22 protein-coding genes are annotated in these 22,865 nt (G+C 71.4%); 8 read left to right on the plus strand and 14 right to left on the minus strand.

What is annotated here, in order from left to right:
• Window positions 1–8: 8 nt before the first annotated feature.
• From QP089_RS08340 to QP089_RS08350, 3 genes are all read right to left on the minus strand, one after another.
• On the minus strand, window positions 9–839 hold the full coding sequence (locus QP089_RS08340; RefSeq protein ID WP_285910795.1) for a hypothetical protein: 831 nt from the start codon (window positions 837–839) through the stop codon (window positions 9–11).
• Window positions 839–1,540, minus strand: a complete 702-nt coding sequence (locus tag QP089_RS08345) for a SigE family RNA polymerase sigma factor (RefSeq protein ID WP_285910796.1) — start codon at window positions 1,538–1,540, stop codon at window positions 839–841. The genes QP089_RS08340 and QP089_RS08345 overlap by 1 nt, the downstream gene beginning before the upstream one ends.
• Window positions 1,541–1,915: 375 nt before the next feature.
• Window positions 1,916–4,570 (minus strand): cellulose binding domain-containing protein, encoded by a 2,655-nt coding sequence (locus QP089_RS08350; protein ID WP_285910797.1) that lies wholly within the window; start codon window positions 4,568–4,570, stop codon window positions 1,916–1,918.
• A 397-nt stretch (window positions 4,571–4,967) separates the two neighbouring features.
• Here QP089_RS08350 and QP089_RS08355 point away from each other — a divergent pair, with 397 nt between their 5' ends.
• Window positions 4,968–6,398, plus strand: coding sequence for a glycoside hydrolase family 10 protein (locus QP089_RS08355; protein ID WP_285910798.1), 1,431 nt, complete (start codon window positions 4,968–4,970; stop codon window positions 6,396–6,398).
• Window positions 6,399–6,425: 27 nt separating this feature from the next.
• Here QP089_RS08355 and QP089_RS08360 read toward each other — a convergent pair whose 3' ends face one another.
• Window positions 6,426–7,820 carry an MFS transporter gene (locus QP089_RS08360; RefSeq protein WP_285910799.1) on the minus strand — a complete coding sequence of 465 codons (1,395 nt, stop codon included), beginning with the start codon at window positions 7,818–7,820 and terminating at the stop codon, window positions 6,426–6,428.
• 90 nt (window positions 7,821–7,910) lie between these two features.
• Here QP089_RS08360 and QP089_RS08365 point away from each other — a divergent pair, with 90 nt between their 5' ends.
• Window positions 7,911–8,489, plus strand: a complete 579-nt coding sequence (locus tag QP089_RS08365) for a TetR/AcrR family transcriptional regulator (protein ID WP_285910800.1) — start codon at window positions 7,911–7,913, stop codon at window positions 8,487–8,489.
• 147 nt (window positions 8,490–8,636) lie between these two features.
• On the plus strand, window positions 8,637–9,674 hold the full coding sequence (locus QP089_RS08370; protein WP_285910801.1) for a hypothetical protein: 1,038 nt from the start codon (window positions 8,637–8,639) through the stop codon (window positions 9,672–9,674).
• Window positions 9,675–9,880: 206 nt separating this feature from the next.
• Here QP089_RS08370 and QP089_RS08375 read toward each other — a convergent pair whose 3' ends face one another.
• Entirely contained in the window at window positions 9,881–12,070 is a 2,190-nt protein-coding gene (locus QP089_RS08375) for an MMPL family transporter (RefSeq protein WP_285910802.1), read from the minus strand.
• Window positions 12,071–12,080: 10 nt separating this feature from the next.
• Window positions 12,081–12,707 carry a TetR/AcrR family transcriptional regulator gene (locus QP089_RS08380; protein ID WP_285910803.1) on the minus strand — a complete coding sequence of 209 codons (627 nt, stop codon included), beginning with the start codon at window positions 12,705–12,707 and terminating at the stop codon, window positions 12,081–12,083.
• A gap of 208 nt (window positions 12,708–12,915) precedes the next feature.
• Between QP089_RS08380 and QP089_RS08385 the strand changes: the two genes are divergently transcribed.
• The 3 genes from QP089_RS08385 to QP089_RS08395 are packed head-to-tail and all read left to right on the plus strand — an operon-like array spanning window position 12,916 to window position 15,300.
• The gene (locus QP089_RS08385; RefSeq protein ID WP_285910804.1) at window positions 12,916–13,701 is read left to right on the plus strand and encodes an ABC transporter ATP-binding protein; all 786 of its coding nucleotides are present in this window, start codon (window positions 12,916–12,918) and stop codon (window positions 13,699–13,701) included.
• A 9-nt stretch (window positions 13,702–13,710) separates the two neighbouring features.
• Complete coding sequence (locus QP089_RS08390; RefSeq protein WP_285910805.1) at window positions 13,711–14,472, plus strand: ABC transporter permease; 762 nt, start codon at window positions 13,711–13,713, stop codon at window positions 14,470–14,472.
• A 15-nt stretch (window positions 14,473–14,487) separates the two neighbouring features.
• Window positions 14,488–15,300 carry a helix-turn-helix domain-containing protein gene (locus tag QP089_RS08395; protein ID WP_285910806.1) on the plus strand — a complete coding sequence of 271 codons (813 nt, stop codon included), beginning with the start codon at window positions 14,488–14,490 and terminating at the stop codon, window positions 15,298–15,300.
• A gap of 171 nt (window positions 15,301–15,471) precedes the next feature.
• Here QP089_RS08395 and QP089_RS08400 read toward each other — a convergent pair whose 3' ends face one another.
• Window positions 15,472–15,594 carry a hypothetical protein gene (locus QP089_RS08400; protein ID WP_285910807.1) on the minus strand — a complete coding sequence of 41 codons (123 nt, stop codon included), beginning with the start codon at window positions 15,592–15,594 and terminating at the stop codon, window positions 15,472–15,474.
• Between the two features lie 178 nt (window positions 15,595–15,772).
• Between QP089_RS08400 and QP089_RS08405 the strand changes: the two genes are divergently transcribed.
• On the plus strand, window positions 15,773–16,339 hold the full coding sequence (locus tag QP089_RS08405) for a G5 domain-containing protein (RefSeq protein ID WP_285910808.1): 567 nt from the start codon (window positions 15,773–15,775) through the stop codon (window positions 16,337–16,339).
• Window positions 16,340–16,416: 77 nt separating this feature from the next.
• Here QP089_RS08405 and QP089_RS08410 read toward each other — a convergent pair whose 3' ends face one another.
• The 5 genes from QP089_RS08410 to QP089_RS08430 form a co-directional block, all read right to left on the minus strand.
• On the minus strand, window positions 16,417–17,163 hold the full coding sequence (locus QP089_RS08410) for a hypothetical protein (RefSeq protein WP_285910809.1): 747 nt from the start codon (window positions 17,161–17,163) through the stop codon (window positions 16,417–16,419).
• Window positions 17,164–17,174: 11 nt separating this feature from the next.
• The gene (locus QP089_RS08415) at window positions 17,175–17,735 is read right to left on the minus strand and encodes a papain-like cysteine protease family protein (RefSeq protein ID WP_285910810.1); all 561 of its coding nucleotides are present in this window, start codon (window positions 17,733–17,735) and stop codon (window positions 17,175–17,177) included.
• Window positions 17,736–17,898: 163 nt separating this feature from the next.
• On the minus strand, window positions 17,899–18,786 hold the full coding sequence (locus QP089_RS08420) for a helix-turn-helix domain-containing protein (RefSeq protein WP_285910811.1): 888 nt from the start codon (window positions 18,784–18,786) through the stop codon (window positions 17,899–17,901).
• A gap of 116 nt (window positions 18,787–18,902) precedes the next feature.
• Window positions 18,903–20,894 carry an NAD-dependent DNA ligase LigA gene (gene ligA / locus QP089_RS08425; protein ID WP_285910812.1) on the minus strand — a complete coding sequence of 664 codons (1,992 nt, stop codon included), beginning with the start codon at window positions 20,892–20,894 and terminating at the stop codon, window positions 18,903–18,905.
• 177 nt (window positions 20,895–21,071) lie between these two features.
• Window positions 21,072–21,245: a hypothetical protein gene (locus QP089_RS08430; protein WP_285910813.1), complete on the minus strand. Its 174-nt coding sequence runs from the start codon at window positions 21,243–21,245 to the stop codon at window positions 21,072–21,074.
• Between QP089_RS08430 and QP089_RS08435 the strand changes: the two genes are divergently transcribed.
• Window positions 21,244–21,561, plus strand: a complete 318-nt coding sequence (locus QP089_RS08435; RefSeq protein ID WP_285910814.1) for a DUF3040 domain-containing protein — start codon at window positions 21,244–21,246, stop codon at window positions 21,559–21,561. The two genes, QP089_RS08430 and QP089_RS08435, sit on opposite strands and share 2 nt — an antisense overlap.
• 20 nt (window positions 21,562–21,581) lie before the next feature.
• On the opposite strand, the gene QP089_RS08440 is transcribed toward QP089_RS08435, so the two are convergent.
• Both QP089_RS08440 and QP089_RS08445 read right to left on the minus strand, forming a co-directional pair.
• A complete protein-coding gene (locus QP089_RS08440; protein ID WP_285910815.1) occupies window positions 21,582–21,962 on the minus strand; it encodes a recombinase family protein in 381 nt (126 codons plus the stop codon).
• A gap of 195 nt (window positions 21,963–22,157) precedes the next feature.
• On the minus strand, window positions 22,158–22,646 hold the full coding sequence (locus tag QP089_RS08445) for a MarR family winged helix-turn-helix transcriptional regulator (protein WP_285910816.1): 489 nt from the start codon (window positions 22,644–22,646) through the stop codon (window positions 22,158–22,160).
• Window positions 22,647–22,865 lie beyond the last annotated feature (219 nt).

A 22,865-nucleotide genomic window follows, 5' to 3' on the forward strand; every position in this document is an offset into this window, starting at 1 on the left:
GCGGGCGATCAGAAGTGGCCGGTGAGGGTCGCCGCGCCGGCCTTGAGGGTGAAGGTGTCGTGCCGCGGGTCATGTCCGGCGGCCCTGTTGTACTGGGCCGCCAGAACGTAGGAGCCGGGCCGCACCGTGCGGCCGGGCAGCAGCGTCCAGCCGTAGACCAGCGTGTTCCCGGATGTCTCCGTCGTGCTGTTGAAGTCTCCGTTGGGCAGTGACAACCACGAGCCGGTCGGGGCGACCTTCTTGGTCCGCGCCACCCGGATCGTCACGGACAGCTCGTGCAGCGGCCGCCGCACTTTCAGCGTCAGGTTGTTCTGCGCCCAGTAGGCCGTGCTGCGCGCATCGAGCGTCCCGGCCGCCGCCACCTCGCCGTCCTTGGGGGTTCTGGCGGGAGAGGACGGTGACGAACCGCGGCTCGGACTCATGCGTTCCTGCACGGCCGGGCCGGACCGCTCGGTCGACACGGCGGCCGGCGTCTCGACGACGTGCCGTGCGGCGGGCGGCCCCGGCGCGCCGCCGGGGCTCGCGAGCCGCCAGGTCACCGCCGACACGGCGCCCGCCACCGCCATGGTCGCCGCCGCGGCGGTCAGCACCCGCGGCCAGGATCGCGGCCGCGGGTCCTCGGGGAACGGCGTGCCGGGCTCGTCCGGGACGGCCGGCGCGCCCGGCTCGTCCATGCCGGCCTGCATTCCCGCCCGCACGCGCTCCCAGATGCGCTTGTCATCGGGCTGCCGTGCGCGCGCGGCGGCCCGGAGCCGGGCGGCCAGTTCCGCATGCCTCTGCGCGGTCGGCTTCGCGTGCTTCCGCGCGCTCGGCCGCGTCCGCTCGCCCCGCCGTCGCATCACTCCCCCACCCGCGGCCCGTCGGCGCCGGAGAACACCACCGGCCGTCCCCGCAGCTCCCGTTCGAGCTGCCTCATCCCCTTGGAGGTCTGGCTCTTCACCGTGCCCACCGAGATCCCCAGCGCCCTGGCGGTCTCCTGCTCCGACAGGTCGAACGCGAAGCGCAGCACCACGCAGGCCCGCTTGCGCAGGGGCAGCCGCTGCAGCGCGGCGCGGACGTCCACCACCGCCGGCACGTCGGGGCCGTCGGTGCGCTGCTCCTCCCCCGGGGCGAGTATGGCGAGCTTGCCGCGCTCGCGGATGAGCGTCCGGATCCGGCTGTTGCACAGGTTCACCAGGATGCGGCGCACGTAGGCGGCCGGCTGGTCGGCCGCGCGGACCCGGTCCCACCGGGTCCAGGCGGCGACGAAGGCGTCGGCGGTGAGGTCGTCGGCGGCGTCGGCGTCCCCCAGCAGCAGGAACGCCAACCGGGCGAGCTCGCGGTGGTGCCGCTCGAAGAAGCGGCGGAACTCGGCGTGGGCGGCAGCGTCGGACGCGTTCACCGCGGCCGGTTCCCCCGGCGCCTCCGCACCGTCCGCGCTCCCGGCATCGGGGTCGCCGGGATCGGAGCGGTCGCCGTCGCGCCCGGGGTCGGAGGAGCGGCCGGGGGCCCCGCGCGCGGCGGCCGGCCCGGTCGTGATCTCCCCGGTGGTGCTCGGCATGATCCGGATCGGCTCCTCGGTGGTCGGACCGGTGCGGGCCGCGGCAGGCGTCGTCCGGCAGGGCCCGTCGGCCGGGAGCGGCTGCCGGAGCCCTGCCGGAGCCCTGCCGGACATGCGGTAGTCGCCTGACGCACGCGAAAGGTTGCCGGACTCGGGGCACGAATGTGGGAACGCTCCCATCCGCGCGGAACTTTGTTCGGCGGGACGGCAACCTTTGGAGGGGTGCGAAGCGACGGTAAGGCGAACCGGGATGCCGGGGCCGCGCGTAATGGGAGCCAAAGCGGCCCCGGCGTCGCGTCAATGCCGTCCCGGTCCACAGCCGAACGGCACGGCGGCGGGCGGCGCGGGCACGGACGGTCCGTGCCCGCGCCGACGTCACCCGCCGGAGCAGGACAGGCCGAGGTCCTCGGGGACGCCGCTGCCGACGAACCCGAACGTGGTGGTGGCTCCGGCCGGCAGCGTCCCGTTCCATGACTCGTTGGCCGCGGTGACCGAGGCGCCCTGCTGCGTCACCTTGGCGCTCCAGGACTGCGTGACGGTCTGGCCGCCGCCGAACCTCCAGGCGACCTTCCACGCCGCCATCGCCGCCGTGCCGGTGTTCTTGACGGTGACGTCGTCCTGGAAACCGTCCTGCCACGTGCCGGTCGTCTTGACGGACGCCGAGCAGGAGGCACCGGACGAGGGCGGCGGTGAGGTCGGCGGCGGGCTCGTCGGAGTGGTGCCGGACGTGTCGCCGTACACGATGCCCCGGCCGTTGGTGCCCAGGTAGATGCGGCCGTAGACGCGGGGATCGCCGGTCAGCGCCTCCCCCATGTTCCCGTACTGGTGCTGGTCGTCGTTGATACGGACCCAGTTCCCGCCCGCGTCGTCCGACCGGAAGAGCCCGCTGGCCCCGGCGTCGGTACCGGCGAGGTAGAGAGCCGGATAGCTCGCGCCCGGCGCCGCCTTGCCGAACCCGACGTTCACCGCTTGGGAGACACCTGCGACCTTGGTGAAGCTCGCGCCGGAGTTCGTCGAGTGGAACAGTCCGGTGTCGCCGGCGAGCCAGACGTCGCCCTCCTTGCCCGGCACCGCCTTGAAATGGACGCCGCTGGACGGCAGCCCGGACGCCGCCGTTGCCGAGAAGCTCTTCCCGCCGTCGGTGCTGACGTAGAACCTCCCGCCCGAGAACGCGTAGAAGGTGTCCGCGTCCACCCGGTCGGACTCGACGATCGCGTTGGCGGGCACACCGGACGACTGCGTCCAGCTCGTTCCGAATCCCGCGGAGTACACGACCGGCTGTCCGCCGTCGCCGGGCGCCCACACGAACCGCGAGCCGTCCGCCGACGCCGCGACCGTGCCGCCGTGGTTCACGCCGCTGGGCTCGGTGCCCTGGAACCAGTTCGCGCCGTCGTCGGTGGAGAACGCCACGTGGCTGTCGCCGGGACGGTCGGAATCGGTGAAGTCGCCCGCCCGCACGATGACGTCCGGATTCCCCTCGGCGTAGTCGAGGCCGGTCGTGCTGGTGAACACCGGACGGGTGAAGATCGACGGCGGGACGGCGCCCAGGTCGGTGTGCCGGAACCCGCCGACGTCGCCGAGCCCGCTGAGCAGCGGCGCGCCGGACGGCGGGCTGATCAGGTCGAGCACCGCGGTCTCCTCCAGGCCGTCCACCATCGGCCTGATCGTGACCTTGCCGCCGGCGTCCCACCGGGTGAGGTCCTCGGTCCCGTAGAGCGTCGCGCCGGTCCCGTACATGAGCCGGTCGGAGTCGAACGGGTCGATCTCCACCGACTCGTTCATCCAGCCGAGCTTGGGGGACGGCTCGGGCGGCTGCGGGTTCGCGCCGAACGTCAGCCACGGCACCGCGGAGATGTCCTGGGTGTAGCGCAGGCTGCGGTCGGGGTAGCTCGTCCAGTCCCAGATCCGGGACCAGGTGGCGCCGCCGTCGGTGCTCCGCCACATGATCATGTCGGGCCACCAGGACACCTGCGTGGCGACCATCAGCGTCCCGGGGTGCTGCCGGTCGACGGTCAGGCCGCTGTAACCGAAATAGTCGTCGGAACTGCTTGAGGGGACGGGACTGATCCGCGTCCAGGCGCCCGACCGCGTGTCGAGTTTCCACACGTCGCCCTTGGCGCCGTTGTACGGGCCGGCCGTGTCGCTGGTGGCGATGTACAGGGTGTGGCTCGCGGCGTCCAGCACGCCTTTGTGCGCGATATAGCCGGTGGGCTGGCCGGGCACGCGCTCCCACGTCGCACCCGCGTCGGTGCTGCGGTAGACGGTGTTCTCCTTGTCCGCGACCCCGGCATAGATCGTCTTCGTGGGGGCGCCCGCCGTCCCGGTGCTCTCGTCGAACGTCACCCAGACGACGCCGGGCCGGGCGCTGCCGTAGCCGTTGGGGTCGCTCGGGTCGTCGGCGTAGTCGCCGGGGTTGGGGAAGCTCGTCACCTTCGACCAGGTGACGCCCTGGTCGGTACTGCGCCACAGCCCGTTGCCCTCGGGCGTGCCCAGGTAGAGGACCTTGTCGTCGTTCGGGTCGACGGCCAGCCGCTCGCCCATGCCGCGGCCCGGCATGTTGCCGCCGAGCTTGAACGGAAGCTGCGTCGCCTGCCACGTCCTGCCCCGGTCGGACGAGCGCAGCACCGCACCGTCGTGCGGGTCCCAGCTGTTGGTGTACATGCCGACCGCCGCGTACACCCGGTCCGCGTCCACGGGGTCGGCGGCCAGGCTGATGACGCCGTTGTAGCCCCAGTTGTCCGCGCCGACCCAGTCGAGCAGCGGGGTCCACCGCTTGGACGACTGGTCCCAGCGGTAGGCGCCGCCGATGTCGGTACGGGCGTAGACGAGGTTCTTCTCCTTGCGGCTGAACACGATGCCGGGAACGAAGCCGCCACCGCCGATCCGCACGTTCTTCCAGGTGTAGGCCCCCGTTGCCGGCTCTGCCGCGGCCGCCGGGACGGCGGGCGCCGGGGCGATGGCCACGGCCGTCGCCAGGGCGGTGGCCAGCGCGAGCGCGGCCGCTCCGGCACCGATGAATGGTCTTCGCATGGGGCGCCCTCCTTGTGGTCCCGGTGGCCACGAGGGTGATCGAAGCGCTTCGACAGGTCAATGTTCCGGCCCTCTCCGCGGCCGTCTTTCATGGCCCGACCTCGTCGACCTGGCAGAACGCGCCTGCGCCGATGAAAACCCGGAAGCCGGGGGGTCTGCCCGCCCCAGGGGCATGCGGGGCGGGCAGAGGGATCCGCTTGGGGAGGGTTGGGTTGGATCGTCCCCGGCTTGCGGTCCCGCCTGCACGTCGTCCGGGAGGTACGGAAGGTTGCCGCGAGGCCGGCCGATCCCGTAACCGTGGAAGGCGTGAGAACACCCTTCACGGCGGTGAGGCCCGCGAGTACGGTCGAGGACGCCTTATGGGAGCGCTTCCACACCTCGTCAGGAAGGCGACCCGATGAGCAAGCCCCCCGCGTACCGTCTCGCTCTCGCCGCCTGCGCGCTGCTCGCCGGCGTCGGCACGGTCTCCGCCACCGTCCACGGCGCCGTCACCGCCCGCGCCGCCGAACCGACGCTCGGACAGTTCGCCGCGGCAAAGGGCCGCTACTTCGGCTCCGCCACCGACAATCCCGAACTGAGCGACAGCGCGTACACCGCCATTCTGGGAAGCGAATTCGGCGCCATCACGCCCGGCAACGCGATGAAGTGGGACACCACCGAACCCCAGCGCGGGCAATTCGACTTCACCAAGGGCGATGCCGTCGTCGCCTTCGCCCGCAGCCACGGTCAAAAGGTGCGCGGCCACACGCTCGTGTGGCACAACCAGCTCCCCGGCTGGGTCAGCAACGGCGGGTTCTCGGCCGCCGAGCTGCGCTCGATCATGCTGAATCACATCACGACCGAGGTCGCCCATTACAAGGGCCAGGTGGTCCACTGGGACGTGGTCAACGAGGCGTTCAACGACGACGGCACGTTCCGCAACAGCGTCTTCTACACCACCCTCGGGCAGAGCTATATCGCCGACGCGTTCCGCGCCGCCCGCGCCGCCGATCCCGACGCCAAGCTCTACATCAACGACTACAACACCGACGGGCTCGGTGCGAAGAGCGACGCCATGTACAACCTCGTCAAGTCGCTGAAGCAACAGGGCGTGCCCATCGACGGCGTCGGCTTCCAAGGACACCTCGCCCTGCAGTACGGGTTCCCCAGCGGCCTGCAGCAGAACCTTCAGCGGTTCGCCGACCTCGGCGTGGACGTGGCCATTACAGAACTGGACGTCCGCATGCAATTGCCCGCCGACTCCACCAAGCTCGCCACCCAGGCGACGTGGTACTCCGACGTGACGAAGGCGTGCCTCGCCGTCTCCCGCTGCGCGGGCATCACGATCTGGGACTACACCGACAAGTACTCCTGGATTCCGAGCGTGTTCCCCGGCGAGGGCGCCGCGCTGCCGTGGGACGAGAACCTGCAGCCCAAGCCCGCCTACGCCGCGATCCGCACGGCCCTCGGCGGCTCCGGCGGGGACACTCCGCCTCCGGCCGCCGCCTGCAAGGTCGCCTACGCCGTCACCAGCCAGTGGAACGCCGGCTTCACCGCCGCGGTCACCATCACCAACAGCGGAACGACCCCGATCAACGGCTGGACCCTGGGCTTCTCCTTCGCCGGCGACCAGAAGGTCACGCAGGGCTGGAACGCCGCCTGGTCGCAGTCCGGCCGCGACGTCACCGCCCGGAACGCCTCGTGGAACGCCGGGATCGCACCCGGCACGTCCCTGTCGATTGGCTTCAACGGCTCCTACACCGGCGCCAACACCGCCCCCGCGCAATTCACCCTGAACGGTGCGGCTTGCACGGCGCAGTCCTCGGCGTCGCCCTCATCCGCCCACTAATCCCCAAGGCTGGACGCCGGGCTCCGATCAGACGGCGTTAGGCCGGCCGGGTGTCAGAACGGCCGCGATGAGCGCGGCTACTGCCGCGACCACCGACGCGAGGACGAAGCCGTCGGTGAAGCCGGAGACGGTGTCGCCGACGATGCTCGCCGCCGCGACGCTGGAAATGACCGCGGCGCCGATCGAGGCGCCGAATTCGTGGAAGGTGCTGACGATTCCGGAGGCGATACCGGCTTCGTGCGGGGCCACCTGTCCGAGCGCGGTCGCCGACGCGACGACGAAGATGGCGCCGGTGCCCGCGCCCGCTATCGCCGTCCCGATCACAACGGTCGCGGGATGCATCGACAGCGCGGGCACCGCCATGCCGACGGCGGTGGTGAGCAGCCCGGCCACGCCGAGCCGGCGCGCGCCCGCCTTGGCGATCGCCCGTCCGGTGAGATTGGCGCCCAGCATCGTCGCCCCCGCGACCGGAAGGAACAGCAGGCCGGTGCGCAGAGCGCCGTACCCCTGGCCGTGCTGGAAGTAGAACGTGCCGAGGAAGAACACCGCGATCATCAGGGCCGTCGCCATGGCGATGAGGAACGTGCCGGTGGCGACCGGCCGCCGCACCAGCAGCGCGATGTCCATCATCGGCGACTTGGCGGCCTTCTGCCTGATCACGAACGCCAGGTAGCCGATGGCCGCCGCCAGCACGAGCCCGCCCGTCGCGGCGGTGACCCACCCGTGGTCCCCGGCGCGGTTGACCGCGTAGATCAGCACGCTCGACGAGGCGGTGACCAGCACCGCTCCGAGCACGTCCAGCCGGGGACGCGGGGCGGCCGCGTGCTGCCGCGGCAGCATCCGGGCGAGCGACACGAGGATCACCAGCCCGATGGGGACGTTCACGAAGAAGACCCACGGCCAGCCCGGACCCGCGGTGAGCAGGCCGCCCAGCAGCACGCCGAGAGCCGCGCCGCCGCCGCCGAGCGCGGACCAGACGCCCAGCGCCTTGTTCCGCTCCTCGCCGTCGAACAGGCTCACCACCAGCGACAACGCCGATGGAGACAGCATCGCCGCGCCCACGCCCTGCGCGATGCGCCCGCCCAGCAGGACGCCCGCCGATCCGGCGAGCCCGGTGGTGAGCGACGCCGCCGTGAAGACCAGCAGCCCGGCGAGGACGACGCGCTTGGCGCCGAGCAGGTCGGCGGCACGCCCGCCCAGCAGCATCAGGCCGCCGAAGGCGAGGGTGTACGCGCTGACCGTCCAGGTCACGGCCTGGCGGCTCAGTCCGAGATCGGTCTCGATGTGCGGCAAGGCGATGGCCACGACGGTGACGTCCAGGATCAGCATCAGCTGGGCCACGCCGAGGAAGCCGAGGATGCGCCATCGCAGCGGATGCGGCGTCCCGGCCTGCGCCGACGTGCCCGGGATCTGTTGGGCCATCGAGGACCCCTCCCTATAACTCGTATGTGCAAGTACGACTTATAGCGGGAAGCGTAACACGTATATTCCAGTACGAGTTAGGATGGTGGCATGGCTCCCACCACCGGTCCGCGACGCCGTGCGGACGCCGAGCGCAGCATCGCCCGCATCGTCGCCGCGGCCCGCGAGAGGCTCAGCATCGATCCCAACGCGGGGATCGACGACATCGCCAAGGCCGCCGGCGTGGGCCGGATGACGCTCTACGGCCACTTCCGCACCCGGGCCGACCTGGTGGAGGCCGCCCTGGCCGACGCGTTGCGAGCCGGCGACGAGGTCCTGTCAGCCCTCGACCTCACGGGCGATCCGCACGAGGCTCTCAGCAGGCTGCTCCACTCCAGTTGGAAACTCGTCGCCGAGTCCGCAGCGCTCCTGACGGCCGCTCAGGCCGTCCTTCCTGCCGAACGCATCCGCGAGCAGCACACCGCCCCCGCGCAGCGGATGGAAGATCTCATCAGGCGCGGCCAGGACGAAGGGGCGTTCCGCACCGACCTGCCGATCACCTGGCTGGTCAACGTCATCCACTACGTCCTGCAAGGCGCCGCCGAGGAGAACCGCGCCGGACGCCTCAAGCCCGAGGAAACCGGCCAGGTCGTGACCGCAACAGTGCAGTCGATCCTGACCCGCCACTAACGCCTGCGAAGGCGCGGATCAGATAGACGTCGGGGTGTCGGTGCTGGGTGACGGCTTGATCACTCTGGTGGGCGGAGTCCTTACGAAGATCGAACGTGTGGGGTCGTGATCTGGTGCGGACCCGACGAAGATCATTGACTTGGGCCCATGAACGCATCCCCTTCCGTTTCCTCCGTTCACCGGGCCGGCCGCCGCGCCGTCGGCGCGGTGCTGCCCCTCGCCGTGGCCGCCGTGGTGTTCGCTCCGCTGCGGGCTTCGGCCGCCGAGGTGGCGGTCGAGTCCACGACCGTGTCGCCGTCCAGGATCACCTCCGGCGAGGAGGCGATCCAGACGGTCACCCTGGCCGAGCCGGCTCCGGCCGGCGGTGTCACCGTCGACCTGCTGGACGGCAACGAGTACGAGGACCTGACCTACTGGCAGTCGACCAAGCACAAGGTCACGGTGCCCGCCGGGCAGCGCCGCGTCAGCTTCCCGATCCGGGTGCAGTCCGCGACCAGCTCCGGGACCGTGACCCGGCTGACCGCCGGTGTCGGCGGCTCCGTCGCGGAGACGTCCGTCACCGTCGACCCGATCGACGGGCGCGTGCAGGACGTCACCGACTTCACGGTGGACAAGCGCATCGCGGTGGAGGGCAGCAAGTTCACCGGCACGGTGCGGATCAAGTCTCCGGCACCGATCGGCGGGCTGGCCGTCGACCTGCGCAAGACCCCCTACGAGAGCGCGGCCGTCTCGTTCCCGTACTACGTCGTCGTGCCCGCCGGCGCGACCAGCGCGACCTTCGCCATCGACTCCACGGCCTACGACCGGCCGCGTTTCGCGACCGTCATGGCCGCGCTGAGCACCGCCAGGCAGTTCAACGGCCTCATCGGTGTGCCCAAGAAGTTCTCCATCGGCGTCCTCGGGCCCGTGCGGCACCACCCCGGGAACGTGCAGAACTTCGGGGCGGTGGGCCTGGGCGACATCTGGCACCCGTTCGGCGCCCGGATCAACCTGACCAGTGACACGCCCGGCGTCACCGCGCAGCTCAGCGTCCCCGCCGACGGCAGCATCCCGGCCACCCAGGCCGGCGCCCAGTTCAGCATCTACGTCGCCGACTCGGTCCCGGTCGGCACCAAGGTGAAGCTCACCGCGTCCTGGGTGCTCGGTCCCGCCCCGGTCAGCACGGAGTTCACCGTCGAGGACTAGCCGCAGAGCAGGCGTCCCAAGCACCGACGGCCGCAGCGAGGACGTGGCTGCGCCCGTCATTCCGGTCGGCAGGTCGTGGGGTACTCTCCCCGCGCGAGCGGGGATGATCCGTACCCGCGGCCTGCCGACCGGAGCTACGAGTTCCACCAACCGGCACCCGCATCTGGTGGGACGTCGCGGTCCTGCGCCGTGCCGACGTCTGCCGGCTAGTCGGTGGGCGCGGTGATGGGGTCGCGGTGGTGTTCGGCGGCTTCGGCGTGGGGGCGTTGCAGGGTGGCGCCTTCGATGTCGAGGTTGGGGAGGAGCCGGTTCAGCCATCGCGGCAGCCACCAGGCGCCGTGGCCGGTCAGTGCGAGGACGGCCGGGACGAGCGTCATCCGGACGAGGAAGGCGTCGGCCAGGATCCCGGCGGCCAGGCCGAGGGCGATGGGTTTGAGGGTGAGGTCGTCGGTGGTGACGAAGCCGGCGAAGACCGCGAACATGATCAGTGCGGCCGCGGTGATGACCCGGGTGGTGTGCCGGGAGCCGGTCAGTACGGCCTCGCGCGGACGTCCGGTATGGACGTGTTCCTCGCGGATCCGCGATACCAGGAAGACCTGGTAGTCCATGGCCAGGCCGAACAGCACGGCGATCACGACGATGGGCATGAAGCTGAAGACCGGTCCGGTGGTGGCCACGCCGAACAGGTCGGCGAGCCAGCCCCACTGGAAGACGGCGACGACCGCGCCGAACGCCGCGCCGGCTGAGAGCAGGAATCCGGCCGCGGCCTTGACCGGGACGAGGATCGACCGGAAGACCAGCAGCAACAGCAGCAGCGAGAACCCGACCACGATGGCGGTGAAGGGTGGCAGCGAGTCGCGGAGCCGGTCGGAGACGTCGATGGCGGCGGGCGTCGAGCCGGTGACCAGGATCTGGGCGCCGGTGGCCGCGCCGAGGGCGGGAGTGCGGGAGCGGATGTCGCGGACGAGCCGCTGGGTCGCCTTGGTGCGCGGGCCCTGCTCGGGGACGAGGTTGAGGACCGCGGTACGGCCATCGGTGCCGGGTTCGGGATCGCTGATCGACACGACGCCGGGCAGGTCGAGTCCGCCCGCGACGCGGGCAGCGGCTCGTACCGGGTCGCCCTCGCGGGTTCGTACGAGGACCAGCAGCCGGCCGTTGTTGCCGGGGCCGAAAGCGTCGGACAGCAGGTCGTAGGCCTTGCGCTGCGTGGAGGATGGGTCGGCGGTGCCGTTGTCGGGCATCGCCAGATTGAGCCGCAGCGCCGGGAGCGCCATCGCCCCCAGGGCCAGCAGGACGACCGGGACGGTGAGCAGCGGACGGCGGGTGACCAGCCGGGCCCAACGCAGACCGCCGGCGCCGGCGCGTTCCGGACGGGCGGCGCGCGAGCGCGGCCTGGGGCGCAGGCGGTCGCCAGCGAGGCCGAGCAGGGCGGGCACCAGGGTGATCGCGGCGGCCACCGCCATCAGGACGGTCAGCGCGGCGGCCAGGCCCATGACGGTCAGGAAGGGGATGCCGACCACGGACAGCCCGGCCAGCGCGACGATCACCGTGAGCCCGGCGAAGACGACGGCGCCGCCGGCGGTCGCGACGGCCCGCGCCGCCGATTCCTCGGCCGCCATCCCGTCGGCGAGTTGGGTGCGGTGCCGGGAGCCGATGAACAGCGCGTAGTCGATGCCGACGGCCAGGCCGACCATCAGCGCCAGGCTCGGGGCGGTGTCGGAGACGGTCGCGACGTTGGAGATCAGCATCAGGCCGAGCAGCCCGATCGCCAACCCGGTGATGGCGGTCAGCAGTGTCAGCCCGGCCGCCAGCAACGAGCCGAACGTGAGGACGAGCACGATCACGGCGACGACGACGCCGATCACCTCGCCGATGCCCACGTGCATGCCCGCGGTGCTGTAGACGGTCCCGCCGACCTCGGCGCGCAGGTCGTCCGAGCGGGCCGCGGCGGCGATGTCCTCCAGAGCGGTGACGCTGGCGTCCTCCAGCGCGTCCCGCTTGATCGGATACAGCACCTGGGCGAGCGCGGTGCGCCGGTCGGCGGAGATCTTCTTGGTCTTGAACGGGTCGGTGGCCTCGGCGACCTGCGGCGCCGCGGCCGCTTGCCGTACCGCCTTCTGGATGCGGGCGCGGTGGGCCGGGTCGTCGACGGTCGCGCCGGGCGGGGCGGCGAACACCAGTTGCGCGGTCACCCCGGTCGCCTCCGGAAGGGAACGTTCCAGCAGATCGATGCCCTGCTGGGACTGCGAGCCGGGGATGGTGGCCTCGCTGTCCAGATGGGAGCCGAAGGCGGCGAAGCCGCCCCCGATCAGGAACAGCAGCACCAGCCATCCGGCCAGAAAGCGCAGGCGGTGACGGAACGCGGTCCGGCCGAGCCGGTAGAGCAGGGTCGCCAAGGGGGGCCTCTCAGGCGTGCGCGGTCGGGGGGAGCAGTGCGGTCAGCACGGCGGTGAACGCTCGTTTGATGACGTCGGCGGTGACGGCCTCGGGGTCGGCGAGGTGCTCGTTCACCAGGCCGTTGGTGAGGCAGTGCAGGATCAGCCCGGCCAGCTCGGCCGGAACGGGCGCGGTGGTGCCGGTGCGGTCGGTCACCTCGGCGATGGAGCGGGCGGCGGTTTCGCGCTGCGCGCGGCGCATCGGGGTCAGGACGGCGCGGGTCTGCTCGTCGCGGGCGGCGCGGGCGGCGAACTCCAACCCGAGCTGGCCGTGCCCGGTGTCGGTGACGATCCGGGCGGTGATCAGTTCGGCGACCCGTTCGATCACCGCGCCGGCGTCCTCGGCGCCGGCGATCTCGGCGGTCACGGCGGCCAGCTCGTCCTGCGCTCCCTGGCCGAGGACGGCGCCGAACAGCTCCTGCTTGCCGCCGAAGTTGGAGTAGACGGCGCCCTTGGTGAACCCGGCGGCGTGGGCGATGTCCTCGATCCGTGCGTCGGCGTAGCCGCGTTCGGTGAACACCCGCACCGCCTCGGCCAGCAGCCGCCGCCGCACCTCCTCGCGCGGCACCCGCCTCGCGGGCCCTGGGTTGTCGGTCATGAGCCGACCGTAGCATACCCAAAGTATTCAGTACTTTCGGTACTGAAAGTCAGAGGCCCGCTCGGAGGCGGCTTGACCTTGACGCTGGGTCAACCCTCCATCCTTCTGCCAGGAGCGCCCCGCGGAGGGGCGGAGTCGCTCCGTGAAGGAGGCAGATGATGACCACGCTCATCGAACGAGCAGCAGCAAGAGGCAGGAGGATTCGCTCATGACGTCGCGATCGGCCGCCGAGCCGGCGATCCGCGTGCAGGGCCTGACGAAGTCGTACGGGAAGCTGGAAGTGCTGCGCGGCGTCGACCTCGACGTGGCGCGCGGCGGCATCTTCGCCTTGCTCGGCTCGAACGGGGCGGGCAAGACCACGGTCGTGAAGATCCTGTCGACGCTGCTCAAGGCCGATGGCGGGACGGCGACCGTCAACGGCTTCGACGTCTCGGCGCAGGCGGCCCGTGTGCGGGAGTCCATCAGCCTCACCGGGCAGTTCGCGGCCGTCGACGAGATCCTCAGCGGACGGGAGAACCTGGCGCTGGTCGCCCGGCTGCGGCATCTCCGCGACCCCGGCGGCATCGCGGACGACCTGCTGAAACGGTTCTCGATGACCGACGCCGGCGCGCGCAGGGTGGCGACGTACTCCGGCGGCATGCGCCGGCGCCTGGACATCGCGATGAGCCTGATCGGGAATCCGCCGGTGATCTTCCTGGACGAGCCGACGACCGGGCTCGATCCCGAAGCGCGGCTCGAGGTGTGGCGGGCCGTCAAGGACCTCGCGGGGCAGGGCACGGCGATCCTGCTGACCACGCAGTACCTGGACGAGGCCGAGCACCTCGCCGACCGGATCGCGGTCCTGCACCAGGGGCGGATCCTCGTCAACGGCACCCTCGCCGAGCTCAGGCGACTCCTCCCGCCGGCCAAGGTCGAGTACGTCGAGAAGCAGCCGACCCTCGAAGAGGTCTTCCTCGCGATCACCGGCACCGAGACCACCGGCACGAAGAACTAGGGAACAGTGATGACCGCGCATTTCTTCGGCGACACCGTCTCGCTCACGGGACGGACCCTGCGCCACGTCACCCGCAGCCCGGACACCATCATCACGACCGCGGTCATGCCGATCGCCATGATGCTGATGTTCGTCTACGTGTTCGGCGGCGCGATCGACACGGGCTCGGGTTCGTACGTGGACTACATGCTGCCCGGCATCCTGCTCATCACGATCGCGTCGGGCATCTCCTATACCGCGTTCCGGCTCTTCACGGACATGAAGAGCGGGATCTTCGAGCGCTTCCAGTCCATGCCGATCGCCCGGACGGGCGTACTGTGGGCGCACGTGCTGACCTCGCTGATCGCGAACCTGATCTCGCTGGTGATCGTCGTGGGCGTCGCGCTGCTCATGGGCTTCCGCTCGGGGGCCGGAGTGCCGGAATGGCTCGGGGTCGCCGGCCTGCTGGTGCTGTTCACCCTGGCGCTGACCTGGATCGCCGTGATCGCGGGCTTCTCCGCGCCGTCGGTCGAGGCCGCGGGCGCGTTCTCCTACCCGCTGATCTTCCTGCCGTTCGTCAGCTCGGCGTTCGTGCCCACCGGGACGATGCCCGGCCCGGTGCGCTGGTTCGCCGAGAACCAGCCGGTGACGTCGATCGTCAACACGATCCGCGCCCTGCTCGCCGGGCGGCCGGCCGGCGACGACGTCTGGACGGCCCTCGCCTGGTGCGCCGGCATCCTCGTCGTGGCGTACGTCCTCGCGATGGGCGCCTACCGCCGGAAGATCGCCTGAGGCGGCCCGGGACCCATGCTCACCATCAGCCGGCTGGCCGCGTACGCGGGAGTGACCGTGCGGGCGGTACGCCACTACCACCGGATCGGGCTGCTGCCGGAGCCCGAGCGCGACCAGTCCGGTTACCGGGTCTACGACGCCTTCGCGGTCGCGCGGCTGATCCGGATCCGCACCCTGGCGGACGCCGGTGTGCCGCTCGCCCGGGTGCAGGAGCTCCTGGACGCCGGCCCGGAGGAGTTCGCCCGGGACGTCAAGGAGATCGACAAGAGCCTGCGCGCCGAGATCCGGCGGCTGCAGGACACCCGCGAGCGGCTCGCCAGGCTCGCCGCCGGGGAGCATCTGGCGCTCCCGCCGAGCGTCGTCGGCTACCTCGACCGACTGCGCGGCATCGGCGTCGCCGAGCGGTACATCGAGCTGGAGCGGGACAGCTGGATCGTGATCGCCGCCCAGGTCCCGCACCTGATCGACTCCATCATCGCCAGGAAGCACGAGGACCTGGACGACCCCGACATGGTGCGGCTCTACCGCCTCGTCAACGACGCGCTCGACTGGCCGGCCGACGACCCGCGGATCGTCGAGATCGCCGACATCGTGGAGCGCATGATGATCCGCGCCGTGGAGTCCGGCGAGACGGGGGCCGGCAACGGCGACGACCCCTTCGTCGACCTGCTGGACGCGACCATGATCGAGTCCTCGCCGAACGCCCAGCGAGTGATCAGGATCCTGGAGGAACGGGGCTGGCGGGGCTGGACCCGCATCGAGCGAGTCCCCGCCGACAGGCTCAATCCCGGCACATCGACCGACCCGGGCGCGGCCCGTCCCGAGTGAGTTCGCCCAGTGCAGACGCCGGGCCGGTCCCCGCCCGCCGGTGGCCGGGGTCACGTCGGGACGGGTGGCGAGCCACACCTGTGTCTGATGTGTCTCACCCGTCTACCTCAGCAGTTCCATGCACCGGTCCGGCTCCACCGGCCTGCGGCGGCTGGCCGACGGCACCGCTTCCTACAGCGACAGCAGAGCCAGGTTGCGGGCATGGACGACCACGTCGTGCCCGTCGTCGGCCAACGCACCGGCCTTGTCGTACCCGAGCCCGGTGGACGCCCCGGTCACCAGAACCAGCGCCATATCGGTCCTCTCCCCCTTGAATGGTTCCCTTAAGCGGCCCATGCGCACGTGTACTGGCAGGGCACCTCGCATCGACTCCGTGATTTCCCGGCACTTGGACGGAATCGTGGCCTGAGCCGGGCGAAACTCTTGACCGGCCGTGTCAGCGGGAAGCATGCTTCGGCCCTACGGAGGACGAATGCGATACTTCACCCTGGTTGCTCTGGCCGTTTGCGGCCTGCTGACGCTCAACGCCTGCAAGACGGACCCCTCGCCTTCGGCGGCCGCTTCGCCGATATCCAGCGCGGCGGCTTCCGCTTCCCCGGCGGCGTCCACTGCCGCGACGCCTACGGCTTCGAGCACGAAAAAGACGGTCACCGTGACCCGGAAGATTCCCTTTGGCACTACGAAGGTGCGCGATTCGTCCCTCGCCAAGGGAACCACCAAGGTGAAGAGGCGCGGCGTCACGGGAATTAAGAAGCTCACCTATGAGGTGACCCTCACCGACGGTGTGCAGACCCGTAAGAAACTGATCCGCCAAAAGGTCACCAAAGCTCCGGTCGAGAAGGTCATTGCCGTTGGCACTCGGCAGGCGTCGCGGTGCGACCCGAACTACAGCGGCGCGTGCGTGCCCATCGCGAGCGACGTCGACTGCGCCGGCGGCAGCGGCAACGGCCCCGGCTACGTCCAGGGCCCCGTCCGCGTGGTCGGCAGCGACATCTACGATCTGGACCGCGACGGCGACGGCATCGGCTGCGACACCTGACGCGCGTGCCCCGCTCGACGAGTTGGTCGCCGAGCGGGGCCTCTGTCGACGCCGGGGAGCGCGACTGCTCGTGGCGGTCAGTGTCGGGCGACGCGGCGAATGACCAGCGCACCGCCGCCGGCGGCGAGGGTCAGGGCGCCGAGAATGGCGGGCAGCCGGTTTTCGCCGGAGTCGCCGTGGTGCGCGGGGGCGTAGCCGCCCGCCATTCCCTGCCGGTCGTAGGCCGAGCCGGGCATGCGGTCGCCGTAGCGCTTGCCGACCGACCGCTGGTAGGAAGCCAGCGAGACGGACGGCGCGCCGGTCGCCTGCCGTGCCTCGGCGTTGAGGGGGCGGACCCGGCCGTCCCGCAGCGCGTACCAGGCGTTGATCTGCGGCTCGCGGAACACCGTGCCGCCGTTGCGGGCGTAGGTCTCCTCGTCCGCGCCGGAGGCGATGTTGGCCAGCCGCCAGGTTCCGGCTTTGTGGACGGTCCACACCGACGCGTGCTGCCCGTCGGCCGAGACCGCCTCGGTGGCGAGGAACGACAGCCGCGCAACGGTGTCCGAGGCGCCGGTGACGAAGCCCGGGTTGAGGTCGTAGACCGGCACGGTGGAGCCGGTCAGCCTGGGCGCCATCTGCGCCGCCGCGGCGGCGCCGACCTTCCCGGTCTTCCCCCGGCCGGCGAAGAAGCGGGCGAGGGTCGGGGACGCCGCGGCGGCGGCCTGCCGGGCGGCGGCCACGTCGGCGGCGGACGGCGGGGTGGGAGCGGGGGACGCGGCGTGCGCCGGCGCCGCGGCGGCGACCACGATGGCGCCGCCGAGCGCGAGACCCGTGAACAGTTTCACTTCGCGCCTCCTCATGCGCCGATGTAGTCGAGGGAGTGGGTCCAGAAGAAGCTGTCGTTGCTGACGTAGTAGTCGTAGGACGACCAGTTGTAGCGGTAGCTCGACGGCCAGGGATTGCCCCAATAGACCATGTCGGAGCTGTCGTCGTAGCCGTACAGGACCTCCATGTGCCCGCCGCCGCTCGTCCATTGGATACGGGCTATCACGGGCCGCCGCGCGTCTATCTCGCGGGTGACGGCCCAGTAGTAGAGGTGGCCGTCCACGTAATTGCCGGGACTGATTCCGATCTTGCGGAACGCCGTCTGGTCGTTGGCGAGCGTGGCCTGGCTGTTGGGGCAGGATGAATTGACCGAGCGGCCGAAGGCGAGGTTGCAGAACTGGTTCTGGCTGTAGTTCTTGCCCATGAAGGCGGCCACGGTGTTGCCGGACGCGGCCCAGCACCAGTTGGACATCTCCTGCGCCTGCATCGAGATGTCGAGTCGCAGGGCGGCCGCGTCGGCGGTGCCGGGCACGGCCGCGATGGCGAGCGCCAGCGCGCAGAAGGCGGCGTGCCGGCCGAAACGCACATGCATGACAGCGAACTCCTCGGGGGGTGGATTCGGGGGCCTTCGGACGTCCGCGGAACGTCAAAAGAATGGTCGACCCGCAACAAATCCGAGGCAACCCCCTCGGCGCCGGAGACGTTTCAACGTATACGCCGCCATAAATTGAACGGACCGCCCGGCAGGGGCCTCCTCAGTCCCATTCCCAGCGGATGCCGTGCACTCCGGGCCGCACCTCCATCACGGCCACGTGGACGGCGCGCCAGCCGGACAGCCGCAGCTCCTCCATGTCCGCCGCGGGCGTCACAGTGTTCGGCTGCCACACACGCAGGCAGCGGGCCGGGAGAGCGTCCGGCTCGAAATGGACGTGCAGCAGGTACATGTGCATGGGGTGGCGGAACCACCGCTGGTAGAAGGTCGCCTCGGGGCCGCCGCGGCTGTAGCCGAACTCGTAGTCGACCATGTACGTCTCGCCGCGCCGCAGCGGGTAATCGAACAGCAGCTCGGCGGCGGTGACCCCGGTGTCCGGGTCGGTGCGCACCTGGCCGAGGCGGCAGTGGGACGCCCGCCGGATGTCGGGCAGCATCTCCTTCTCGCAGTAGTACACGGCCACGTGCCGGTCGACGCCGTCGGTGCGCGCCTGGAACACCACCCGCGTGCGCACCGACCGCTCGTCCCGGTCGGCGCCGACGCGGACGGTCTCGTCGCAGCTCAGCCAGCGCAGCTGACCGTCCACGGGATTGCGGATCTGGCCGAGCAGCCGGTCGACGCTGGCGTGCACCTGGCTGACGTCGCGGTACGACAGCGCGCCGGGCACGTTGTGGGCCCACCGTCCGCGCGGGCGGCGCGGCCCCAGCAGCGCGGTCAGCGAGTCGGGCGGGACCTCGAGGATCTCTTCGAGCGCCCGGACGGCGGACAGCGACCGGGACCGCTCCGGACGGCACCGGCCTCGCTGCCAGTTGCTGAGGCTCGCGACGCTGACGTGGATCCCGCGTTCGGCGAGCCTGACATGGAGCCGTTCCAGGCCCAGCCCGCGCGCCTGGATCGCCGTCCGCAACGCGCCGTCGAACGAATCCGCCATCGCCGGATCCTCCTGAGGGGAGCACCTGCCCGACGACTGGGGATCGTCGAGGGCCAGGAGTCATCAGGAACGTACTGACTCGGTGTCCAAGAGTCCAGAAGGGCGGTCCGGGGCGGTCAGACGACGCCGGCTTCGGCCAGCCAGCGCCAGAGTTCGTCCTGGTGGACGACCGTGACGCCGAGCTTCTCGGCCTTGCCGGTCTTCGCGGCGCCGACGTTGTCGCCGGCGAGGAGGTAGTCGGTGCTGGCCGAGACCGACGAGGCGGTCGTCGCGGCCGCCTGCTCGACCAGGCGCGTGACGTCCGGCCGGCTGATCTTCGCGCCGGAGCGCGGGTCGGTGAACGCACCGGTGATCACGACCGACTTCCCCTTGAGCGGCGAGTCGCCCGCGGCCGCCGCGTCGACCGGCCGGTCCTCGTCCAGGACGTCGAGGTCAACGCCGCGCTCGCGCAGCGCCGCGATCTCCTCCTGGACGTCCGCGCGGGCGAAGAAGGCGACGATGCTCTCGGCGGCCTTCGGTCCGATGTCGCGGATCGCCACCAGGTCGTCGACCGACGCCGCCGCGACGTCCTCGATGCGCTCGTAGCCGGCCAGGCACAGGCGCTTGGCCGTGCCCTCGGACGCCATCGGGATCGCCAGCCCGATCAGCGCACGCCGCAGCCCCATGCCCTTCGAGGACGCGATCGAGTCGACCATGTTCCTGGCGCTGACCTCGCCCATCCGCTCGTAGCCGAGCAGCCGGTCGGCCGTCAGGTCGTAGAAGTCGCTGCGGCGTTTGAGCACCCCGTCCTCGGCGAGCTTCTCGATCCAGACGTCGCCGACGCCCTCCATGTCGGCCGCCTGGCGCGACGCCCAGTGCATCAGGCGGCGCGTCGCCTGCGCCGGGCACTGCAGGTTCAGGCACCAGCGCTCCTCGCCGGTGCCGCGGACCTCCAGCTCCGAACCGCACGACGGGCAGTGCGCCGGCGGGACGATCTCGATCTCGCTCCCGTCGCGCCGCTCCGGCAACGAGCGGCCCGCGAACGGGATCACGTCGCCGCGCCGCACGACCGCGACCGTGTCGCCGATCCGCAGGTCGCGTTCGCGGATCAGCCGCGGGTTGTGCAGGGTGATGTTCTCCACCGTCACGCCGCCGACGAACACCGGCGCGACCTTCGCGCGCGGCGGGACGCGGCCGATCTTGCCGACCGGCCACTCGACCGACAGCAGCGTCGTCAGCTTCTCCTCCGGCGGGTACTTGAACGCGATCGCCCCGCGCGGCTCGGCGCTGTTGAAGCCCGCCGCGTCGAACGCCGCCGGCTCGTGCAGCCGCACGACCGCGCCGTCGATGTCGTAGTCCAGACCGTCGCGGCGGCCGCCGATCTCCTCGATCGCCCCCACCACCTCCTCGGCGGTGGTGCACACGTACTGGGCGACCGGCTCGAATCCCGCGGGGATGTCCAGCGCGACGCCTTCGCGGTCGGCGCCGAACGCGAAGAACCGCAGCAGCCGCTTGGCCTTCGCGGCCGCCTCTGGGTCCTTCAACACCAGCGTCCCGGCGGCGCCCGACCGCGGGTTGGTCAGCGTCTTGTCCGGGTGCGCCTCGTTGTAGGCGGCCCACACCGACCGCAGCATCACCGCCTCGCCACGGACCTCGACGCGTCCGGGCGCCTCGATCTCGGTCGGCAATCCCGGAATCACGTGCCGCACCTTCTCGGTCACCAGCTCGCCGACCGCGCCGGTGCCGCGCGTGGCCACGTAGTCGAGCCTTCCGTCGGTGTAGACGATGCTGAGCGAAAGTCCGTCGAGCTTCTCCGACACGCGGAAGACCTGGCCGCCGAAGCGCTCGCAGAACGTGCGGACCTGCTCCTCGCTCGTCGCCTTCGCCAGCGAGAGCATCGGGCGCGCGTGCCGCACGGTCGGGCCGGTCAGCTCCGCCGGCGCGTTGACCCTGCCGAGCGGGCTGTCGGCCGGTTCGAGCTCGGGATGCTCGGCGACGAGCGCCGCCAGCTCGTCCTTCAGCGCGTCGTAGTCGGCGTCCGGCAGCGGGCTGTCGCCGGTGCCGTAGTACAGGTCGTTCAGCCGCTTGACCTCGGCGGTCAGCTCCGCGATGCGCTCTTCAACGTCCACTCCTCGATTAAAGGCGATGCCACCGACAATGTCCGCCCCGCCCGGCGGCTGGTGGAGGGGGAGGTCGGGAGGGGGAGGTCGGGAGGGGGTGGCCGGTGGAGGAGGCTTGCGTCTCCTTGGGCCGGTTACCGGCGCCAATGCCTTTGCACAGTGCAATGGTTGCCCTATCTTTGGGCCTCATGAGACAGGGCGGCAGGTCACCGTCTGCTCGGCGTGCGGATGCTCGGCGGGTGAGCGCACCGGCACGCTGGACGGCCGCGTGCCGTTCGGCGGCACCGGCACATCGGCGGCCGGGCCGGGCCGGCGCCCGGCCGGCGGCATCTCCACCCCAAGCGAAGGCGCATCGCTCATGAGCCTGTCCATCCGTGAACGCCTCATCCTGCGCAGGATCGAACGGGAGCTGCGGTCCCGCGATCCCGGGCTGGCCGCACTGCTCGAGGGGCATGGAGCCGGGGCACCGGCCGTGGTCGCGTCGCCGCAGGAGCTGCCCGCTTGGTGGCTGATGGGGTTCGCGCTCTGCGTCATCGCGGCGGTCGTGCTGCTCGGCCGCTACTCACCGGTGCCGCCGGGCACCTGGTACCCGCCGTCGGCGCCGGACAGCCCCGCCGCCCCGGTCGGCCCGGCCGGGCAGCGGCAGGCGCCGACGCTGCAGCTCCATCCCGGCTGACACCGGCCCGCAGCGGGACGTCAGCTGACCGCCTGGAGGCAACTGGCGAACACTCCGTGGCAGGGCTCGATGGCGCACAGCAGGAGCCCGAACGCCGGATAGCCCGCGGACGGGCCGCTCGGCCCTTCGAGCGCCCGCTGCGCGTTGAAGAACAGCTGTTCGGGCACCAGCGGCGCCCACGCCACCCGCTCATCCTCGTCCACGTTGGGTTTGCCGATGTAGGCCGGATTGCGGGCGATGTCGTTCACGACGGACCACGACCAGCGGGGGCCGCCGCGGGGCGCCGGCACGCCGCGCCCCTCCAGCTCGCGGATGATCTGCGGGATCGCCTGCCCCTGGGCGACCCGGCTGATGATCTCGCGCACGACGCCGGCCTGCGGTTCCATCGGCAGCTGTGTCACGTACCGCCCCTGCGCATCGCGGATGCGGCGGTACCCGTACGGCACCTGCCGGCCTCTTCTACGCGCCAACGCGTCCCCCCTCGCTGCGTGTAGACGCGGTTGCGTCGCAGCCAGCGTTTCCCAATCCATTGCATAGTGCAACAGAGCACCGCGAAGGCGATCGGCACGGGTCCGGCGCTCCGGCCGTGGCCGGTCTCAGTTCCAGCCGAGCGGGACGGCGTCGGAGACCGGCGGTTCTCCCCCGGCCTCGGCGAACGCGCGCAGGGCCGCGACCAGGGCGCGGCGCTCGCCCGAGGGCATGCGGGAGACGATGCCGGCGATGTCGGAGCGCCGCCGGGCGGTCACCTGGTCGACCACGGCGCGACCGGCGCCGGTGAGCTCGATGCGGATCTCGCGGCCGCTCTCGGCGCTGGCCCGCCGGGCGACGAGGCCCGCGGCGACCAGCCGGTCGACCATGCGCAGGGCGGTCGAGGGATTGACGTCGAGGCGTCCGGCGAGGGTCACCAGCTTCGCCGGCCCCTGCGAGGCCAGCACCACCAGCAGCCGGAACTGCGGCAGCGTCACCTTGTCCTCCACCGCCGCCAGTGACCGCGCCGAGACCGCGACCAGCAGCCGCGAGGCGGTGAGCATCGCCGAGGTCAGCTCGTCGACGTCGCCGGCGCCCGCCCCACTGCCCTCGATCACGACCACTTTCTACCCCGCCTCAAGCGGCCACGCCAAACCCCGCCGATCTCCTGTCTTCGCCCTGCACGCCGGGCATCTCTCCCACCTCGAGGCGCCCTGCTCCGTGCCCCCGCGCGACCGCCGGGAAACCCCGCACCACCGGCCCGGCGGCCCGGTAAAGGGAGGGTGAATCATGCGCGCCCGAGAGGGGAAGGAGTGCTACGCCTCATCCCCTACAAG

Source organism: Actinomadura opuntiae, assembly GCF_030283205.1.
Lineage (GTDB): Bacteria > Actinomycetota > Actinomycetes > Streptosporangiales > Streptosporangiaceae > Spirillospora.